The sequence below is a fragment of the Shewanella sp. FJAT-52076 genome (assembly GCF_019457455.1).
Classification (GTDB): domain Bacteria; phylum Pseudomonadota; class Gammaproteobacteria; order Enterobacterales; family Shewanellaceae; genus Shewanella; species Shewanella zhangzhouensis.
The window spans coordinates 2,250,419-2,269,314 of record NZ_CP080415.1; the positions used below are offsets into that span (position 1 = coordinate 2,250,419).

General features: G+C 50.2%; 16 protein-coding genes and 1 tRNA gene. 6 read left to right on the forward strand and 11 right to left on the reverse strand.

Going from position 1 to position 18,896, the window contains the following annotated elements:
• Window positions 1-595: 595 nt before the first annotated feature.
• The 3 genes from K0H79_RS09695 (at window position 596) to K0H79_RS09705 (ending at window position 5,705) form a co-directional block, all read left to right on the forward strand.
• Complete coding sequence (locus K0H79_RS09695) at window positions 596-1,216, forward strand: hypothetical protein (protein WP_220075643.1); 621 nt, start codon at window positions 596-598, stop codon at window positions 1,214-1,216.
• The gene (locus tag K0H79_RS09700) at window positions 1,216-3,663 is read left to right on the forward strand and encodes a hypothetical protein (RefSeq protein ID WP_220075644.1); all 2,448 of its coding nucleotides are present in this window, start codon (window positions 1,216-1,218) and stop codon (window positions 3,661-3,663) included. Before K0H79_RS09695 ends, K0H79_RS09700 begins: the two co-directional genes overlap by 1 nt.
• Before the next feature lie 218 nt (window positions 3,664-3,881).
• Window positions 3,882-5,705 carry a S8 family serine peptidase gene (locus K0H79_RS09705; protein ID WP_220075645.1) on the forward strand — a complete coding sequence of 608 codons (1,824 nt, stop codon included), beginning with the start codon at window positions 3,882-3,884 and terminating at the stop codon, window positions 5,703-5,705.
• 297 nt (window positions 5,706-6,002) lie between these two features.
• Here the strand turns inward: K0H79_RS09705 and K0H79_RS09710 are convergent, their stop codons facing one another.
• The 9 genes from K0H79_RS09710 to dnaQ form a co-directional block, all read right to left on the reverse strand.
• Complete coding sequence (locus K0H79_RS09710) at window positions 6,003-6,599, reverse strand: hypothetical protein (protein ID WP_220075646.1); 597 nt, start codon at window positions 6,597-6,599, stop codon at window positions 6,003-6,005.
• Window positions 6,600-6,609: 10 nt separating this feature from the next.
• Window positions 6,610-7,377: a hypothetical protein gene (locus K0H79_RS09715; RefSeq protein ID WP_220075647.1), complete on the reverse strand. Its 768-nt coding sequence runs from the start codon at window positions 7,375-7,377 to the stop codon at window positions 6,610-6,612.
• A gap of 42 nt (window positions 7,378-7,419) precedes the next feature.
• Complete coding sequence (locus tag K0H79_RS09720) at window positions 7,420-8,388, reverse strand: hypothetical protein (RefSeq protein WP_220075648.1); 969 nt, start codon at window positions 8,386-8,388, stop codon at window positions 7,420-7,422.
• Between the two features lie 103 nt (window positions 8,389-8,491).
• Window positions 8,492-9,532 carry a YafY family protein gene (locus K0H79_RS09725; protein WP_220075649.1) on the reverse strand — a complete coding sequence of 347 codons (1,041 nt, stop codon included), beginning with the start codon at window positions 9,530-9,532 and terminating at the stop codon, window positions 8,492-8,494.
• Window positions 9,519-10,523 carry a hypothetical protein gene (locus K0H79_RS09730; RefSeq protein WP_220075650.1) on the reverse strand — a complete coding sequence of 335 codons (1,005 nt, stop codon included), beginning with the start codon at window positions 10,521-10,523 and terminating at the stop codon, window positions 9,519-9,521. The genes K0H79_RS09725 and K0H79_RS09730 overlap by 14 nt, the downstream gene beginning before the upstream one ends.
• Before the next feature lie 65 nt (window positions 10,524-10,588).
• On the reverse strand, window positions 10,589-11,566 hold the full coding sequence (locus K0H79_RS09735; protein ID WP_220075651.1) for a hypothetical protein: 978 nt from the start codon (window positions 11,564-11,566) through the stop codon (window positions 10,589-10,591).
• A gap of 254 nt (window positions 11,567-11,820) precedes the next feature.
• A tRNA-Asp gene (locus tag K0H79_RS09740) sits at window positions 11,821-11,897 on the reverse strand.
• A 113-nt stretch (window positions 11,898-12,010) separates the two neighbouring features.
• Window positions 12,011-13,252, reverse strand: coding sequence for a TIGR03503 family protein (locus K0H79_RS09745; RefSeq protein WP_258405536.1), 1,242 nt, complete (start codon window positions 13,250-13,252; stop codon window positions 12,011-12,013).
• A 59-nt stretch (window positions 13,253-13,311) separates the two neighbouring features.
• Complete coding sequence (gene dnaQ / locus K0H79_RS09750) at window positions 13,312-14,040, reverse strand: DNA polymerase III subunit epsilon (protein ID WP_220075653.1); 729 nt, start codon at window positions 14,038-14,040, stop codon at window positions 13,312-13,314.
• Window positions 14,041-14,111: 71 nt separating this feature from the next.
• Here dnaQ and rnhA point away from each other — a divergent pair, with 71 nt between their 5' ends.
• Window positions 14,112-14,582 carry a ribonuclease HI gene (gene rnhA / locus K0H79_RS09755; protein WP_220075654.1) on the forward strand — a complete coding sequence of 157 codons (471 nt, stop codon included), beginning with the start codon at window positions 14,112-14,114 and terminating at the stop codon, window positions 14,580-14,582.
• Between the two features lie 41 nt (window positions 14,583-14,623).
• Here rnhA and K0H79_RS09760 read toward each other — a convergent pair whose 3' ends face one another.
• Both K0H79_RS09760 and K0H79_RS09765 read right to left on the reverse strand, forming a co-directional pair.
• On the reverse strand, window positions 14,624-15,532 hold the full coding sequence (locus K0H79_RS09760) for a LysR substrate-binding domain-containing protein (protein ID WP_220075655.1): 909 nt from the start codon (window positions 15,530-15,532) through the stop codon (window positions 14,624-14,626).
• Window positions 15,529-16,251, reverse strand: coding sequence for a class I SAM-dependent methyltransferase (locus K0H79_RS09765; RefSeq protein WP_220075656.1), 723 nt, complete (start codon window positions 16,249-16,251; stop codon window positions 15,529-15,531). The genes K0H79_RS09760 and K0H79_RS09765 overlap by 4 nt, the downstream gene beginning before the upstream one ends.
• Window positions 16,252-16,433: 182 nt before the next feature.
• On the opposite strand from K0H79_RS09765, the gene gloB reads away from it, so the two are divergent.
• Both gloB and K0H79_RS09775 read left to right on the forward strand, forming a co-directional pair.
• A complete protein-coding gene (gloB, locus tag K0H79_RS09770; protein ID WP_220075657.1) occupies window positions 16,434-17,210 on the forward strand; it encodes a hydroxyacylglutathione hydrolase in 777 nt (258 codons plus the stop codon).
• A 132-nt stretch (window positions 17,211-17,342) separates the two neighbouring features.
• Window positions 17,343-18,830: a LysM peptidoglycan-binding domain-containing protein gene (locus K0H79_RS09775; RefSeq protein WP_220075658.1), complete on the forward strand. Its 1,488-nt coding sequence runs from the start codon at window positions 17,343-17,345 to the stop codon at window positions 18,828-18,830.
• The last annotated feature ends 66 nt before the right edge of the window (window positions 18,831-18,896 follow it).

Genomic DNA, 18,896 nt, shown 5'->3' on the forward strand with positions numbered 1-18,896 from the left:
ACACGCTTAACACAAAGCTATCCATACCATTGAATATTAGCCACTTTTACAAATCCCATTGTGGGTATGGTGTATTACTGTGCAGCTCATGAGAACCATTTTTCTGCAGTGCTTATCTTATGCCACAGACTCCCCATGCGATACACTATGTAACAAATATAAAACAATTTAAGAACAATACATGTCGTTGATAGTATTATATAAAACTCAAACACAGCAGAGACTGAAAAAGGACTTAACCACCACAGACCTCACCACAAACTAACGCTTTAAACTGAATTTTTTGCACATTACGGCGCTTTTTCTGCCGCATATCAAAAGGTTTTAGTGCTGATATTTACTCATGCAACAAAACATACACACTGTATATTGTTAATTTATAAACACGCCAATCCGAAATGCACAAATAAACATACAAGATGCACCAACAAAATTGGTTAACGCCAACAGCAGAAAACACCAACACCACACCCTCTAACGTTTAACACTCAAAAAATCAGGGATTCCCTGATATCTGACAAAAATCCGAATTGCTAGCTTGGAACGGTGGTAGTAGCCCTACCCAAGCCCAAGTTATAAGCAAAAAGGATAACTCATGAACTTAAAACCCTACCTGTTGGCGCTGCTTCCCGCGCTGGTGTTGCTTGGCTCGCCGGCTCAAGCAGCAAAACTTAAACCGCAAAATTTAAAACAACTCATCAGTGAGTCCGAAAGCATTCTGTCCGGGCAGGTTCAATCTGTCACAGACGGCATTTCAGACCAAGGCGTTCCCTACACCGAGGTCACAATCAAGGTGAATAACGCGGCCAAAGGCCAACACGAGAAAAACTCCACCTACACATTTCGCCAGTTTGGTTTGACCAAACCCCGGAGCAATGCCAACGGCACTAAGATGCTGGCCGTGTCGCCAGAGGGCTTCCCCCGCTGGAATACCAATGAAACCGTCATTGTATTTATGCACAAAGCGGCAAAGCTGACTGGATTACGGACAACGGCCGGCATGGCTAACGGCAAATTCGTGGTTCAGGGCGGTAAAGTCAGCAACGAATTCAATAATTTTGGTGTGTTCAATGACATCGAGTTTGCTCAGGGTCTGTTGTCCGAGTCAGAAAACACCATGCTGAAAACAACCGGCGCCTTTAGTGCGACAGACTTTATGAGCCTGGTTGGAAAAGCGGTTTCAGAGCAATGGATCAGCAATGGGAAGATGAAATAATGAAAATCAATAAATTTACTGTTGCAATGCTTGGCATGCTGAGCGCAGGCTCCGCACTGGCCGCAGGACCACTGTTGACGTCGGATGACGCCAATCCCAAGCCCTATGTCTGGGATACCTCAAAAGGTTCGATTCCCGTTTATGTCGATGGTGGCGCCGCCTTTACCTACGATTACGATGGCAGTGTGTTTTTGTCTATCGATCGTGCCAGAGAGATTACCCAATTTGCCTTTGATCAGTGGAACAATGTAGAAACCTCCACGTTCCGGGCTGATATTGCCGGCACCATTCAGGAAAAAACCGGCATCGCCGATGTGACAGGTGCAAACGCCGCTGAAATCTACACCAAGCAAAATGGTTATGGCTTCTGGGTACTGTATGACACAGACGGCAGTATCCTCGAAGACTTTTTCGGCGTACCGAAAACAGCGGTACTGGGTATCGCTTTCCCTGAAATTGCTGATGAAAACAATGTGATTATCGAAGCCACCGCCGTACTTAACGGTTGGAACGTCTACGTTAACGATACCGAAGGCAACCAGGTTGCAGGGGTCTTTACCCATGAATTTGGCCATGCGATTAACCTGTCACACTCCCAAACAAATGGTCAATTGGGTTACCTCAGCAACACCTTTGAGCCACTCTACCCCGGCGTTGCCGGTTGCGGTGTAGAGCCGATACACGCCTATAACTGGCCGGACTGGTATGGCCCAACCAATACTGCAGATCCCGAGATCATTGAAACCATGTTCCCCTTTATCAGCCATAACGGCGCTGGCGGAACAGCCCAAAGCACGGTCAATGTGCTGGATGACAGGGTGTCGATTTCCAATCTCTATCCAACCGATACCTACAAAACCGGCTTTGGCGCAATTGAAGGCAAACTGCGCCTCAAGGATGGCCAGACCGAATACAGTGGCGTCAATATCATTGCCCGCAACGTGAGCGATCCGCTGATGGATGCGGTGTCCGCTCAGTCGGGTTACCTGACTCAGGGAAAAGTGGGCCCCGATGGCTATTTCAAAATCAACGGTCTGACTCCCGGACAAAGCTATGTGCTTTACACCGAAGAGATCCACGTTGGCGGATATCCAACAACGCAGACTCCCATCATCTCGGTGGCCGAATACTGGAACGAGAATGAGGGTAGCGATCCTGTCACTGACAATCAGTGTGATTTCACCCCAATCGTTGCCCAAGCCGGCAAAACGAAGCAGGCCGACCTCACCTTTAACGGCTATGACGACGGCATCAACTTCCGCCCCATCGTCAACGCATTCCTGACGGATCTTGCCAAAAATGGCCGCTCTTCCATGGGTACCATCATGGGTTATGGCTTTACCTGGAATGAGACCAAGGGTTTCGAAATGCTGCCCGATTATGTCACAGCTGAGACAGGCCGCATGAACCGCAACGGCACCAAAATTCTGGTGAATGCAGACCAGGACCGCAACGGCGTCAGCGCCCCGGCAATCTGGTCTGATTCCAAAGGCGTAATGCCACTGGGCGACTTCACCGGAAACAGCTGCGGAGGTGGGACCCAACACGGTACCGACGCAGCATCGGCCTGGGACATTGACGATGCCGGTAACACGGTTGTGGGGTTGGCTTACAAGGATGTCGACGGCAATGGCATGTGTTACGAGTATGACAAGGGCGAGCTGGTGCCTTTCATCTGGACGCCGAAAGCAGGCATGCATGAGCTGGACACCCAAGATGTTGACTGGAACATCAATTCCTGGGTAAGAGCCCATGCCATTTCAGGTAATGGTGAAGTGGCCCTGGGTTCACTCGATGGCTGGGAAGCCGTCGCATGGGTTAAAGAGGGCCGGATGATCAATCTGTTTGAGCAGATCGGTGCCATCGAAGCAAATGCAACATCTTATGACGGCAAACAAGTTGCGCTGGGCACTATGCAAGGCAATGTCATGCTGTGGAACCACACCAAAAGCGGTGCTGCGGCCTTTACAGACATTGGCGGTTTAAAGTGGTGTGAAGATGTGCCCTTTGTACTCTGGGGCCAGAATGCCTGCGACGAAATGGGTGTTGAATGGGTCCACAGTATGTTCGGTGAATTCGCTGGTTTGATCCCATTCGATATGAGTGACAACGGTGATGTCATCATAGGTCGTGCCGGAGACTTCTGGGCGGGTTTTGTTGGTGCTATCTACATCAAAGAACTCGGCTGGATGACACTGGATGACTTCTTCGCCAAACAGGGCGTGATGGAAGCACTCAACTCCTCCATGAATAACCCACTTTCCATCAGCGCCTCTGGCAGCAAAATGGTCGGTGGTATCGCGGGCGCCATGATCTCCTACCATGTCGATATGACAGAGGTTTATGTGTGTGAAAACGGCAGCTCAATTAAGACCGGCTTCCCCAATGGTCTGATAAACAAAGTGAAATCCGGTGCTCAATTCGGTCGCTGTGAACACTTGAATTAAAGGCGGGTTTTGGAGAAGCGCTTGGAGATGCGCCGGGATAGGCGCTCTCCTCTCCACAAAACGTAAACCCTTAAGGCCAAAGCATCGCGTTGTCAGTTGGCGCCGAGCATGGCCAAACATTTCAGGCAATCGCAGTGTCACAGCAACGGCCAATGGAATTGACTTCAAATGCGCTGTTCAAATGGCCTGCAATTTACCAAAGACTTTCAGGAACAAAGATGAAAACAGTGAATAAAACCTTATTAGCGCTGGGTATTGGTATGGCCATGACCGCCAATGCCGCCGATGACAGATACGTGATCCAGGTAGATGCCGAGCATAAAGGCGTGGTAAAAGCCCTCGCCAAAAAACTCGGCGGTGAAATCCACGCCGAAGGCAATCGCTTTTTCTCAGCCACCTTCAGCGGCAAAGATCTTGCGACCGTAAAAGGGCTGTTGAATAACCCACATATTCAACTCATCGAAGAAGATGCCAAACGGGAACTGATGGGGTTCAGCGATGATGTTGGCGATCCGCGCACTACGCAGATCACCCCTTATGCCGTCTATCAATCTCAGGCGAATCAATTGTCTTTGCAGGCAAACTCCGGAGTAAAGGTGTGCGTAATCGATTCTGGTCTTGACCGCTCCAACGACGATTTTCTGTGGCAAAACATCACCGGTGACAATGACCCGGGTACGGGCAATTGGGATCAACATGGCGGCCCCCACGGCACCCACGTAGCCGGAACCATAGGTGCTGCTGACAACGGCTTTGGCGTGGTAGGCATGGCGCCCGGTGTAGACATGCACATCATCAAGGTATTTAACGCAAGTGGTTGGGGCTATTCGTCGGATCTTGCAGTTGCCACCGAGAAGTGTGCCGCTGCCGGGGCAAACATCATCAGTATGAGCCTTGGTGGTGGACGCCCCAACAGCACAGAAGAGAGCGCCTTTAAAGCATTCACCAGAAACGGTGGTTTGGTCATCGCTGCGGCAGGTAACGATGGTAACAACGTCAGAACCTATCCCGCAGGTTATGAGTCAGTCATGATGATTGGCGCCAACGATGCCAACGATGAAATCGCTGACTTTTCGCAGTTCCCAGCCTGTACCATCATCTACTCAGGCAAGGGTAATAAGAATAACCAGCAGATTATCGATACAACCTGCGTGGAAGTCACCGCCGGCGGCGTAAATACCCTCTCCACCTACCCTGCCGATATGGTATCGGCATCGGTACTCACTGCCGATGGACAAGTGCTCGGTTCCAGTGGCATGAGCTACGCAGCGCAAGGCAATGTCACTGGAAGCAGCTATTACATGGGCCTTGGCGCAGCAATAGACCCCCAGGCCAGGGACAAAATCTGTTTAATCGACCGTGGTGAAATTTCCTTTAATGACAAAGTCATGAACTGCGAAGCATCCGGTGGTATTGCTGCCGTGATTGTTAACAACGTTGATGGGATGCTTTACGGCACCCTCGGAGCAGAAACCACATCCAGTATCCCGGCCGTTGGTGCCGCCCTTGAGGATAGGGATGCCCTTCACTCAGCAGCCACCCTCGCCGTTGAGATAAGTGGTTCAGATTATGGCTATATGAGTGGCACGTCGATGGCAACCCCTGCGGTGAGTGGCTTGGCCGCACTACTTTGGTCAAATCATCCTGAATGTAATGGCACGGATATTCGGCAAGCGCTGAAAGCAACGGCATCTGACGCAGGCGCTTCTGGAAGAGATGACTATTTTGGCTATGGCATCGTCAAAGTGGCTGACGCCCATCAATACCTGCTCAGCAACAGCTGCAGTGCCAAACCCATAGTAGACATTCAATTAACAACGGCTACGTACTCGGGCAAACGCGGCGAACAGGTAGAACTGAATTGGTCGGGCGCCTCAACCCGCAAGGTCAATGTGTTTCGTAATGGCGTGGTGATTACCGCCACCGCCAACGACGGCACCTTCGTCGATACACTCAATAACCCTTACGGTATCTACACTTACCAAATCTGTGAAGATGGCACCGCAAACTGCTCGGACATTTCCAGCGTGACATTCAACTAACCGGATACCAGTGTTAAAAGAGCGCCTCAGGGCGCTCTTTTTAATGTCACGTATTAATTCATATGCATCGCTGCCAATATTCCAGATAACCACCGGGCATTCTGCATAACAATTTAAGAAGCTGATATTGCGAATAACAGCTGTACTCGTAAAGGGTGTTTATTACTCAACGCCAAAATTAGCGCTGCAACCATCTTATTCTAGCCGCTTTAAAATACAGAAATCACGGACATGACGGGTATGAACGTTTAGATAGAGATTATATTAAAATATTCAAAATTCAAAGACTAAAGATGATTAAAACTTAACCTCAACTATTGCAAAGTTAAGACTTTCATCCTCATGAATTGAAACAGTTTCACTAGAAACCAAAGAGACACCTATTTTATTAGCGTACGACTTTTTATCATATTCATTAGCTAAGGATTCTTTGAGCGAGTCTACTAGACTCTCAATTTTATACTTTGTAACATAAACAAAAAAATTAGACTCGACTTTATTACCCTGCTCGACTCTGTCGGAAATTAACGCAAGACGTTTTACATCCTCAAATGCTGTTGAAAATTTCTTTCCCCTTTTAAACTCTACAATATGTAACGGTAGATTTGTTTTTCTACTTTTGATGACTAGGTCAAATCTACCATTAATACGATGCTCTATAAATTCATCATCATCGATCGCAATACCTAAATCAACCATCATAGCCTGCACTGAGTATTCAAAATTCACTGCACATGTAGGAAAAATATCACAAACGGCCTTTCCAACCCACACGGCCATCAAATACTCTGGCGATTTATTCAAGGCGCAACCTGTATTATGTAAAGAAAAATCATGAGCATCAAGAACTGCATCACGGATAACCCTTATAATATTTCCTTTAGTAGCTCTCATGTAAAATCCTTTAAATAAAAATACCATTGAGTGGTAGCGCATTAAAAATCGAATTTAATATACATTTTGGTTTATAAAAAACAATACGCTTTTTGCCCTCTTTTATGACAAACCGCCCAAAATCGACTTCAAGATGTTTGTAGCTGCTGAGGTGCTCACAGGCTAAGTAGGTCGGCTCTGGTTGCAGATCCCCCTCTTCGACCGAACTGAATACCTGCGCCATAAGAAAGCACTTACAGTTACCAATGGAGAACTCGATCAAATTATCATCTAGCCGACCGTCAGCTTTTGAGTTCATCCGCTCAAGCTGACAAATGGTCAGTACAAGCTCAAGGATAGTGATTTTCGTGTTACTGCTAAGCTCATGGTCACTGCGAATACTGTCAAGTTTTTCGGTAAAGCAATTCAAATCCGCTCGGCTGAAATGTATTCCACTTGTTCGTACATCATTAAGTGACATCTCGTTCAGCAAGTATGGGTGAGAATGCATCTCACCAAGTTGCTCATTGCCCATAGCAGACGACAGTTGCTGTTTAAGAAATACAGCTTCAGGATTTGTTAGCACAGAGCCACCTCTCATCAACGAAGAGGTATCGGCCGAAATGAAGGCAACGTCATAATGTACCGAATTGTCGGCTCTGGTCTTACTGCCATAGAGCGATGCCGAAAATTCCACACCACGGCGCTTATTGTTACTGTGGCGAACAACAAAGGCTTCGAAGCCGTTAAGGAGCATTTGGGTTAATGCCGTGTCGGTAACCTTGACATGATGCTTCATGATTCATTCCTCAATGAAATGGGTATCAAGATACTGTGGTGCTCAGTAAGACGCTGGCTGAGCGGACGAAGCTATCAGTAGAACGCTTATGGCATCCGTCTTCGTGACAGTCACGCCGCTCAGCACCTGCTGAAGTTTAGGGAAAGCGTGGTGCAGTGCATTCAAAAATTCGTGCATTAATCCCAGTGAAAAGTCTTCAGGTACTGAAAAGTGAATCAAGACACCCGTAACCATTTGGGTATTTATCCCGGCAATCAGCGACGACTGAAACAGGCTGAGGCAGTCCACTGAGTCACCAGTGATACTAGTTCTCATAGGGGCAAGCATATTGGCATCGTGGATAAAAGTAAGGAAGTCATTAAAATCTAAGTTAATCAGCCCCGTTTGCCCCAGTACCTGCAAGAGTTCACTCAAAAGCTCACCGATAAAACGGTTACCTGCATTGAGCCCATCAAACGCCGAGGTATTGGGTGAAAGCGCCGATTTAAGCTTGTCATTGGGCAGCACTATCAAGCCATTACAAAGCTCGTCAAGCGATGTCATCGCGTGATCTGCCTTGGCCTTTTTGGGTTTTCCTTCAAACGTAAAAGGCAGCACAACAGTACCGATTACAGGCACACCCATAGTATGACAACATTGGGCGAGTGTAATCAGCGGGGTACCTGAACTGCCGCCAAGGGCGCCAACCAACAACACCAAGTCCGATTCTTTGATAAGTTCTTTTGCATCATTGAGTCCATGTTCATCAAATGTCGCTTCACCATTATTCTGCAGCCCGTCAGGGTTCACTAAAAGGGTGTTGGCATAGTCGATGGTACTCAGAAGGCTTGGCTTACGACTGACCAGAAGTCCATCCACTCCGGTATGATGTTGCTTAACCAGACTTGCGCCTATGTAACAACCAAGATCGCCCACGCCAATTACCAGAACCCGAGGTGTATACATAGCTGGGGCGAGATTATCAGCGAGTAAAAAAACCGGCTCGTTATCCAATAGAGTTGGTTGAGTCATAAAGTGCTCCGCACAATTTGCCAGGACGATAAGTGATCTCACCCTGTTATTGTGCAAAGCATTGCGTCAACTTGTGTCGCAACAATGCCGCCATCAAACATTTTTAAGACGGGCTTTTTTTGTAGGCCATCAGCGCCTTCTCAAGAGAGGCAATCATAAGCTCTCTCAAAGGCTCGGGGGATATGACTTCAATATTGGCCCCCTGCCCCTTAAGCCACCATTTAAGCTGCCAACCATCAAATACGGTGGCAGTGAGAAGCCAGCGCCCATCATCAAGGGGCGTGAGGGTTTGATCGTCACTGAGCGGCGTTTCGTTGAGATAGAATTGCAACTGCGGTTGAATATTGGCTTCGAGGCGAATACGGCCACCATCAGAAAACTGCATGGCGCCGGAATCCAAATATTCACTTAGCGAAAAAGAGCCATGGCGCTGGAAACGCTCAAAACTGCGCTCAACCTGTTTGAATCTGTGTATCGCAAAGAGTTTTGGCGTGCTGGGAGCGTGGGGGCTTTCACTGCTTAAAGCCCTATTTGGTTCGCTGCGCTCTTGGTTTACTTCACTTGCCACAAGATAAAGCACCCGGCCACGCAGCACCAGCGCCAAAGGGGCAAGCAGGTAAGTTTGGGCTCCTGCCTTTTGCGTTGCCTGATAGCTGGCTTCAATACAGTGGTCAGCGAGCAGTGCTTCCTGAATGACCGAGAGCAGCGAATCGTCAACTTCCGGTGACTGATATACGTTGTCCCCCATGTAACAGGCAATTTTATTGCTGTACGGGACTTTTGCCTTAGCCAGGAGTGCCCTCGCGTCGGCGGATTTATCCAAAAGCCCCTGCTTCATCTTATTGGGCATAACAGCAAGCATGGGCTCAAACAGTATCAGAGTCAGAGCTTCCGCCTGTGTCATTGGCTTTGGAGGCTCACGGCGATACCAAAAAAGCTTACGACCATTTTCAATTGAGAGTGCCAAATTGCGCTGCGCCAACGCGTTCAGATCCCGCTGCACTGTACGTGTTTTCACCTCAAAACCCACGGCACTGAGCTTGGCAATCAGGCCGGCAACATCATCGCCATTGCCCTTTTCAGGTAACAATTGCCAAAGGGACAGCAATCTGAGCGCCGTATCGCCGGCCTTATTTGATGACATAACGTCTCTCATCCTTGTGCTGAAATGCCGTTGGAAACAAGCGCCGAAAGTACTCAAGATATTGTGATTTATCAAGATATTCATCCCAATGCCCATCTTCATCGTGCAGCGCGTCAAACAAGATCGCAAGCTGTTGCAGCTTACTATCATTAAGCGCTGCAAAATCACACAGATATAAAAACTCCTCAGCACTGAAAGCCACAAGGTTATGCCTGATAAAGGCCGAGCCTTTTAGAGACACCTGATGCTTAAGCAGCAAACGCCTGAAATACAGCTCGTACTCTTCATTGGTTTTGGGGGAATAGTGGCTTTGCAAAGCCAATGCCTTGAGTAAAGGGCTTTGGGGGTAGAAGTGCATCACCAGCCTCGCCGCCAACATCAGCGGCAAGAAGTCTCTGGCAAACGCCTTGTTCTGCTGCTGTGAACCTGATGCCTTCTTGGGCAACTTATGCGCTGCCTTAAGCTTGTTACTGGCAAACCAAGGGACATCGGCAGACAGACGCTCATCACCCCGGTAACGGCCCAGACGTTTTTCCTGGCGCCGCCAGTGCTTATCGAGTAGCGCTTCCGCATGAAACAGCAACTCAGCAGGTTGAAAGCCACTTCCTGCATCCTCAGAGAGCCAACTCAGGAGACTTTGTTTTCCTTCGATAAAACGTGTCCAAAGTGGGTAAAATGGCGAGTCTTTAGGAATACAAGCACCGCCGCTGCGATGGTTGCAAAGCCATGCGACATTGCCAGCCCCATGAGCAAGCGGATTGTCCCAGCATTCAAATACGATCCTGCCAAGCGCGGTGGCATCCCAAAGATCCACCCAGGGATTGTAGTCTTCATCCCTAAGCCAGTCGGCGAGTTCAGCCCAGTCGACGCACTCCTGTACCCACAGGTTTTCATGGTTGCGATAGGCATAGGCACGCCGTTCGACTGTGTGCTTTGACAATAAGTAGTCCAGCAGAGCGCTGGCATAAATTGATGAGGTGTTTGACAGCATTTTCTCTTCCTTCTAAAGGTTTGGGCCGGCCAATGTGCGAAGCTGAGTGTGGGTCTGTATCGGGATCACCAGCTCAAGGCCTGATGTGAAAGCGTCTCAAATGCCTCCCTGACAGCCTTCTCGCCATAGTGCGGAGGATGCAAAGCCGTTTGACCTTCTAACGCTGAGAAATAGGCCTGACTGACAGCGCTGATTTCACTGACATCGGCTTGGGCAGTGTGCAGTAAATAAAGAAGGTGCTCCGGCAACAGCAATGCCGCATTTTCAGCTAAAAAGGCCACGCCTTTTACCCGATAGCAGAGCTGCAACAGCCATCGCTGCAGCCGGTATTCCAATGCGAGAAAATCCACCGCATAGTGAGGCGAAGCGACGACAAAACGTTTGAGAGTGCTGCTCTCTGGCGCCCAGGTAAGCAGCAAAGAGCAGGCAAACAAACGGTGACGAAATTCATCCCAGCAAGCATCAAGAAATACATCGCGGTTTTTGTCATATTCTTTGCAAATAAGATCCCAGACGCTGTTTGATTCACGGCGATTAAGCATGGTGACACAGGCATTGGCACGCAAAAGATGCCGCTCAAGCAGTGCATTGGCTTCGGCAAACAATTCTAGGCTATCCGGCAAATCCTGACTGATGTAGGCCGCTATTCCCTGGGGGAATTGACTTGCCTCATTAAGATGAAACGACAATGTGGGGTATTCAGGTAATGATGTTGCCAGTTCCTCAGACAGATGCCGCCATAGTGCAAGCTGTCCCGCACTCAGCGACGCGTCAAAAGAAGTAACAAACAGCCTGGCCCACAACACCCGATTGTCCAGAGCAGAGTCAGGTTGCTTCTTGAATCGTTCAACAATTACATCCCAGTCATCACAAAACTCGTACCAGTAATGCGGAAACCCTGGGTCTGCCTTCTCGATAGCATCGAAACCCTCGGTAACGAAGCTAAAAACAACCCCCTGCTCCAAACATAAACCGCACATAGCCTGCTCCTTGTTCTTGTTACAGACTGAGGATACAGCCATATGCGTCAACTTGTGACGCAATAATTCAGTTTGATGATAAGCCGCTCAAAATGTCTTGTTCACAAAGTAAAGGAAGGCAAATCAACTGAGCGCGAATATAAGAAAGTCGCTGATATTGAAGGAAGCAGCAGTTAGGAAATGACACTCGGCCAAAACTGGGTTCGGGTCACCGAATGGTCACGGATTGGTCACGGTCACAAACCGCGATATGAGGAAGTAGAAAGCGTAAAAATCAAAAAGCCCAAGCTGTTTATAAGCTTGGGCTTGATGAATATTGGCGGAGCGGACGGGACTCGAACCCGCGACCCCCGGCGTGACAGGCCGGTATTCTAACCAACTGAACTACCGCTCCCCAATTGATGCCCGCATCATACCCGCAACATTTTATTTGGGTCAATGGCTTTGTATTTAATAACAGACCGTTAGGTTGATTTTTGAACAGACCTAGAGGTACGGCGCACTCTGCTAGTCTTCGGGCAACGTCAGGTCGATATCATCCAGGGTTTCTTTCATGGATTTCGATGACCTGTCCTGATTGGCGGCATCCAGTGCAGCCGCCTCAAGGGCCTTTTTCAAGGCCTGACGCTTACGCCAGAAGATAATTGCGACTATGCCAAGCAGCAGCAACACCAGGTTAACGCCAATAAGGACCATCATGGCGCTTTCTTTGGCCTTGGCTTCTTCGTCCGCGGCAATTGCCGCCTCACGGGCTGCTATCTCCTCCGGGCTGGGCGGTGGTGCCGGTGGTTCGATAAGATTGAAAAATTTTTCCGGCAAACTCAGGACAATTTCGCGGCCGCTCACGGTGGTCGAGAAGGCTTCCCCTTTGATGCGGTAACTACCGAACTCATGGACTTCCGGGAGCACAAATTCATTCTGCCCTTCTGTCAGTCCGGAAAAGGTGATTGGCAACTGGAGTCCTGCCGGGCCAACCAATTCCAGTTCAAGATGGGTTTCTGCCAGTTGCAATGCTTCAGCATCGATACTGACGCTCATTCGATAAGGCGATATGAGCGGGTCGTCCGGTTCAATAAGCTGAAGACTGATGGGATGCCTGGAGAGAATAACCGACATCTCCTCTTCACGTTCGAATACATTGTTTCGGGCCTGAACGGTAAATTTGTAATGGCCCCAGGGTTGGTTCAGGTTGATGGTGCCGGTAAATATGCCGTCATCGGGTCTTTCATCCAAACCTTCGCCGTCATCTTTATAGCTGCCCACGGTGACAGTACCGGCGGCAAAGTTTTCATCCCCTGGCTGATGATCGCTGATAAAGCGGGCCACCCACTCGACCAAATAATCCAACCCCGGCATTCTTAGCCGCTGTTCATCTCCCATCAGTCTGGCGGTGATCTTGATGCGCTCTCCCTGAAACAAGGGCTGCGGCAAGGGATCTATTTCCACCGAGAGTTTACTTAACATGTACAGCGTTGAGCCCTTGGACACCTTGCCCACCAACTGCCAGGGACCGGGCTGGGGATTTTCTATGGAGATGATGTCGCCCGTCACCCCATCGGTCCATTTAACCGTTTCAGGGTGCCTGGAGGCATACCATTTACTGCCATCGGGCAACACCACCACCACGGGTGCACTGCCGTAGTCGCGCTGAATCACCAGCGTCAGGCTTTCGACCATATGGTCGACGCGAAAACGATTTTTAAGCTCCCGCGCCTGCTCTTTGGGCACGACGCCGGCAAGCACGGGCATGGCCTGCAAACAGACCAGCGCAAACAACAGTAACAGTTGCAAGGCTTTAAACAAGGTGATTATCCCCGCCAGAGGCATTTGCCCGATTTGCCTACCAAATCAAGCCGTTTTTCATGGTTACCCAGTTCATCGGCAGTGGCTCTAACAACTTTAAGGCTTGGGCGATTGCTATCCAGACGAATGATCCCGCCCTGCTCCTGAGAGCCTTCATCGGCGTGCAGATTAAATTTGGTCTGGCCGCCTGTCATCACCAGATAGACATCGGCCAGGATCTCGGCATCGAGCAAAGCGCCGTGATAAGTGCGGCGGGTATTGTCTATACCGTATCGTTTACAGAGCGCATCGAGGTTATTTTTCTGCCCGGGGTGCAAAAACTTGGCAATGGCAAGGGAGTCGAGCACGGTGCAGATGTCTTCGACCTTGGGTCCCTGAGGCACCAACATCGAAAACTCGTGGTTAATAAAGCTCATATCGAACGAGGCGTTATGCGCCACCAACTCGGCCCCGCGGATAAAATCCAGAAATCCGCCAACAATCTCATGAAATCTGGGCTCTGCTGCCACCCTATCGTTGGTAATGCCGTGTACGGCAATGGCTTCTTCATCAATCGCCTGACCGGGATTGATATATTGATGGAAGGTGCGTCCGGTTAAGCGACGGTTTACCACTTCCACACAGCCAATTTCAATGATCCTGTGCCCGAGGTACACCGCACCGGCGCCCTGATTCATACCTGTGGTTTCGGTATCGAGAATGATCTGCCTTTCGGCATTTGAAATGATATTCATAGGTAATTCTGGCCTTTAGGAGGCAAAAAACGGTTATACTCGCCGGGAATTCTGACTATGGTAACAACTTGATGAGCGAACTGAAACTGATCCGAATCTACACCGACGGTTCCTGTCTGGGCAATCCCGGTCCCGGTGGATACGGCGTGGTCATGATCTATAAGCAGCACCGCAAAGAACTCGCTGATGGCTTTGCCCTGACAACCAATAACCGCATGGAGCTGCTGGCCCCCATAGTGGCATTGGAAAGCCTTAAAGAGCCCTGCAATGTTATTCTCACCAGTGACAGCCAATATATGCGTCAGGGCATTACCGAATGGATCCATGGCTGGAAAAAGAAGGGCTGGGTGACTGCCAGTAAAACGCCAGTCAAGAATGTGGATCTGTGGCAACGCCTCGATGCTGCTGCCGCCAAGCACAAGGTGGATTGGCGCTGGGTGAAGGGCCATGCGGGCCACACCGAAAACGAACGCTGCGATGCTCTGGCCCGTGAAGCGGCCGAAGCAAAGCCGACCCAAATCGATAAAGGCTATCAGCCCTGACAATTACTGGCATTATCCAGAATCGATGCTGCGCCTCGCAGCTAGCCTGCCGGTTTTTCCTGAATATTGAAAAAGTTCTGACAAAACTGCACAAACGCATTGGCAAGCGCCGTTGGTTGACGACTTTTGTGGCGGATAAGAAAGAACGGCCGGGTGATGGACAGACCAGTCACATCAATCAGGGCGAGCTCACGGCGGGCAAGCTCCCGCTCAAGGGCCAGCTCAGATAACACGCCAAGCCCAGCGCCCTGTTTTACTGCGAGTTTGATGGCATCTGCGGTTGAAAAACAAAACCGTGCCTCAGGATGCAGCCCAAGAGCATGGGCTGCATTGACAAAATGCTCCCGGGTACCTGAGCCCTCTTCTCTGAGCACCCAGTATTGCTGCCTGACATCATCCACCGAGACCTGTTGCCCTGCCAGCGGATGGGCCGGATGGCAAAACACACACAAATGGTCTTGATGCCAGGCGCTGACATCCAGTCTGCGATCCACACAATGGCCTTCAATAAAGCCAAGCTCCACTTCAAAGTTAGCCACCTGTTCGATAACCGCGGACGTATTGTGAATAGACACGTCCACCAGAGCATCCAGATGCTGCTGACCGAACGCCACCGCGGCCTTTGCCAGCAGGAAATTACCTATGGTGGTACTGGCGCCAACTTTAAGCTCACCGGCCAGCACAGCGCCACTGGCATGAAACAGGGCTTCAACCTTGGATGCCTGAGCCAAAAGCTCGGTGGCTAATGGCAGCAGCTGTGCGCCCTGTGCATTCAGCCGCAGCCGGTTACCAACACGTTCAAAGAGTCTTACTGACAGCTGCTTTTCAAGCTCTGCAAGCGCCATTGAGGCTGCCGGCCCTGTCATCCCAAGCCACTGGGCGGCTTTACTCACCTGCCCCGACCGGGCAATGGCTTCAAAGACCTCAAGCTGCCTGAGGGTCATTTTCATCGCTCGTTTGCTCCGACAACCCGACCTGCACGCCCCGCTGTGGCCGCGGTCGTCCATTTGGGTTGGGCAACTTTCCACTTATCGGCAACTGGGGTCAGCGGTATATCCACTTTACGGGCAACCAGTAAATAAAGGCTGCCGGCACCGGGAAGCCAGGCTCGCAGGACATCCTGCCAAAACCCAAACCTGTTGGGATCACCAATTAAGGGATGGTAGAAGAAACGCTCATCACTGATGACCTGATAGCCAAGAACGCTGAGCCAATCTCTAACCCTGGAGGGTAAAAAGAAACGTCCCTGCCAGGGCGCTCGCTGTCGAAACGACGGCAGCAACTTTCCAAAAAACAGGCTGCTCAGGGGATTAAAACCCACAATAAACAAATAGCCGCCACTGATAAGCACCCGGTCTGTTTCACGCAGGATCCGGTAAGGGTCCTCTTCAAACTCCAGCAACAAGCTCATCAGTGCGGCATCGATACAGGCATTTTGAAAAGGTAACTGATGGAAATCCGCCTGCACACCCGCGCCCGGGGCACAGTCCAGCGAGATTTGGTGACTGATACTGCATCCACGACTGTCGATGGCCGATGAAAACGCACCCAATTTCAATAAATGATAGCCGAACACCTTTGGCCACCAGGCACTGAGGGTGTTTTCAACAGCTGCCTGCAACTGGGGATGCGCTGGCAAGGCCTGCCATGGTGTCGGCGAATCTGTCATTGGCGTTCTATAAAAAGCGTAAACTTGGCAATAGCATACCTTAATTCTTTTGCCCATTGCACCAACGCCTTCGCCAATAAGGGACTCAGGTCCACCTCATCCATTAATGGATTTTCACTGTACTTTAATTGCGCAGACGTGACACACTCACGCCCAGCATTTTTCACCACAAGAGCCAAAACATGTTGGATATTCGCCCCATTCCCGCGTTCGCGGACAACTACATTTGGATGATTGTACTGCCTGATGGTGGTGCCGTTGTGGTCGACCCGGGTGATGCAACGCCTGTGATAAACAGCCTCCAAAGCTTGAACCTGCATTTAACTGCGGTGCTTTTGACCCATCACCATGGCGATCATAATGGTGGCATAAGCCAACTTGGTGACTGGGCAAAATCCAATGGGCAATCTTTTACTGTCTATGGCGCTGTAACCTCCGATTACAGTGATGTTCCCTGCCGCGATGGCGACACTGTCAACATTTCGGGCCTGACCAGTCCTGTCAGAGTGCTGTCGGTACCGGGCCATACCCTGGACCACCTGGCCTTTGTGGTGGACAACGCCCTTTTCTGTGGAGACACCCTGTTCAGCGGGGGATGTGGCCGATTGTTTGAGGGCGATGCACGCCAGCTATATGATTCGCTGGCAAAGTTAGCCTCTCTTCCCGATAACACAGAGGTTTATTGCGCCCACGAATATACTCTCTCCAACCTCAAGTTTGCGCTGGCGGTGGAGCCACAAAATCAATGTCTTAAGGATTACCTTAAGCAGGTGAACACCCTCCGTGAAGCCAACAAGCCTTCGCTGCCAAGCACGCTTGGAACCGAGAAGGCAATCAACCCTTTTTTGAGGGTAGATAAAGAAACTGTTAACGCCGCTGTCGCAGCACATGCTGGACAAAAAGTGACAGATGAAGTGAGCTGCCTCGCCCTTTTGCGCCGTTGGAAAGACAATTTTTAACTTTTGCGTTACTATGTCGGCCATTTTGCTTATGACATGGAATGACTGCATCGCCTCCCCGGCGATTGTGCGGCCCGAATAATCACGGGAACGGCATAAAACATAAAAAATAACGAGGGTTTGCCTGTTTTCATGCGAAACATTAATTACTTTTTTGCCGGCAGCTTACTGCTGCTTTCCGGCTGTCAGTTGATCCCCAATGGGGACGCTCCGGCCGATGATGAGACCAACATCAATCCTATCTCCCAGGTTGTCTCTCCCACCGAATCTGACACGCAGGAGCAGGTCGTTGAAGTACGGGATCTGTGGCAACGTATGCAGGAAGGTATGCTTTGGGATAAGCCCAATGAAGCCTACGTCGCGCCTTTCCGTCAGAAACTGCTGGCCAATCCAAGGCACCTTGAACAGGTGTTCAGCCGTGCCGAGCCATTCCTGTATCTGATAGTCGATGAGCTCGAACAACGGGGCTTACCCCTGGAACTGGCGCTGTTACCCGCCATTGAAAGCGCTTTTGATGCGGACGCAATTTCCCATGCCAGTGCTTCTGGCTTATGGCAGTTAACACCGCCCATGGCCCGTTACTTCGGGCTGAAGATGAACTGGTGGTATGACGGCCGCAACGATGTGGTCGCGTCCACCAAAGCGGCGGCGGATTTCCTGGAATACCTGTACGATCGCACCGGCAACAACTGGCACTATGCGATTGCAGCATACAACAGCGGCGAAGGCCGGGTATTGAGTGCGGTACGTCATAATGAAAAAGTGGGTAAGCCAACTGATATCTGGGCATTAAAGTTGCCTCGGGAAACCCGCAATTACGTGCCTAATCTGTTGGCGCTGGCCGATGTGGTAAAACACGCCGATCAATACGGCGTCTCCTTACCAAGCATCAAAAACGAACCTGTAATCGATGTCGTAGAGGTAGGCAGCCAGATAGAGCTTGCCCTGGCAGCAGAGCTGGCGAGGTTGAGTGTCAGTGAGCTTAAGTCACTGAATCCCGGATTTAAGCAGTGGGCGACGGCCCCCAAAGGCCCTCACCGTTTGGTGGTGCCTGTGAGCAAAGCGCCTGATTTTGTCGTGGCGCTGGCGCAGACCCCGCAAGAACAGCGGGTACAGTGGGCCAGATACCAGATTAAACGTGGTGACAGTCTGAGTGTGATTGCCCGCCATTTCGGTACCACACCTCAGGTACTCAAGCAGGTGAATCAGATGAAGAACAATCAACTGATTGCCGGCAAAGAATTGGTGGTGCCTGCCAATGGCCGCACAACTGCTACGGCGCAACTGGCATCGACAACGCCAAAACAAAGCTACAAAGTAAAATCCGGTGATAGTCTGTGGAAAATCGCCCAGGCCCACGGCGTCAGTGTGGATGATTTGAAGAAATGGAATGCCCTCGGTAGCAAAGCCATTATTCGTCAGGGACAGCTCCTGACTGTCTGGCCAGGCTCCAAAGCCGTCGCCAACACGCGCTCAACCACCTATCAAGTCAAACGCGGCGACTCTCTGTCGCTGATAGCGCAGAAATTTAAGGTCAAAATCTCTGAGCTGATGAGCTGGAATAAGCTTTCCAGCAGTGCCCTGCAGCCAGGACAGACCCTTACTGTGATGCTGCTGTAATCCATGCCTTCCCAATAAAAAAGCAGCCATAGGCTGCTTTTTTATTGGGAAGGCATGGACCACCAT

Bases quoted from the DNA above. Each gene is read 5' to 3' on its own strand.
- K0H79_RS09695 (WP_220075643.1), top strand. From the start codon at position 596: ATGAACTTAAAACCCTACCTGTTGGCGCTGCTTCCCGCGCTGGTGTTG.
- K0H79_RS09700 (WP_220075644.1), top strand. From the start codon at position 1,216: ATGAAAATCAATAAATTTACTGTTGCAATGCTTGGCATGCTGAGCGCA.
- K0H79_RS09705 (WP_220075645.1), top strand. From the start codon at position 3,882: ATGAAAACAGTGAATAAAACCTTATTAGCGCTGGGTATTGGTATGGCC.
- K0H79_RS09710 (WP_220075646.1), bottom strand. From the start codon at position 6,599: ATGAGAGCTACTAAAGGAAATATTATAAGGGTTATCCGTGATGCAGTT.
- K0H79_RS09715 (WP_220075647.1), bottom strand. From the start codon at position 7,377: ATGAAGCATCATGTCAAGGTTACCGACACGGCATTAACCCAAATGCTC.
- K0H79_RS09720 (WP_220075648.1), bottom strand. From the start codon at position 8,388: ATGACTCAACCAACTCTATTGGATAACGAGCCGGTTTTTTTACTCGCT.
- K0H79_RS09725 (WP_220075649.1), bottom strand. From the start codon at position 9,532: ATGTCATCAAATAAGGCCGGCGATACGGCGCTCAGATTGCTGTCCCTT.
- K0H79_RS09730 (WP_220075650.1), bottom strand. From the start codon at position 10,523: ATGCTGTCAAACACCTCATCAATTTATGCCAGCGCTCTGCTGGACTAC.
- K0H79_RS09745 (WP_258405536.1), bottom strand. From the start codon at position 13,252: ATGCCCGTGCTTGCCGGCGTCGTGCCCAAAGAGCAGGCGCGGGAGCTT.
- dnaQ (WP_220075653.1), bottom strand. From the start codon at position 14,040: ATGAATATCATTTCAAATGCCGAAAGGCAGATCATTCTCGATACCGAA.
- rnhA (WP_220075654.1), top strand. From the start codon at position 14,112: ATGAGCGAACTGAAACTGATCCGAATCTACACCGACGGTTCCTGTCTG.
- K0H79_RS09760 (WP_220075655.1), bottom strand. From the start codon at position 15,532: ATGAAAATGACCCTCAGGCAGCTTGAGGTCTTTGAAGCCATTGCCCGG.
- K0H79_RS09765 (WP_220075656.1), bottom strand. From the start codon at position 16,251: ATGACAGATTCGCCGACACCATGGCAGGCCTTGCCAGCGCATCCCCAG.
- gloB (WP_220075657.1), top strand. From the start codon at position 16,434: ATGTTGGATATTCGCCCCATTCCCGCGTTCGCGGACAACTACATTTGG.
- K0H79_RS09775 (WP_220075658.1), top strand. From the start codon at position 17,343: ATGCGAAACATTAATTACTTTTTTGCCGGCAGCTTACTGCTGCTTTCC.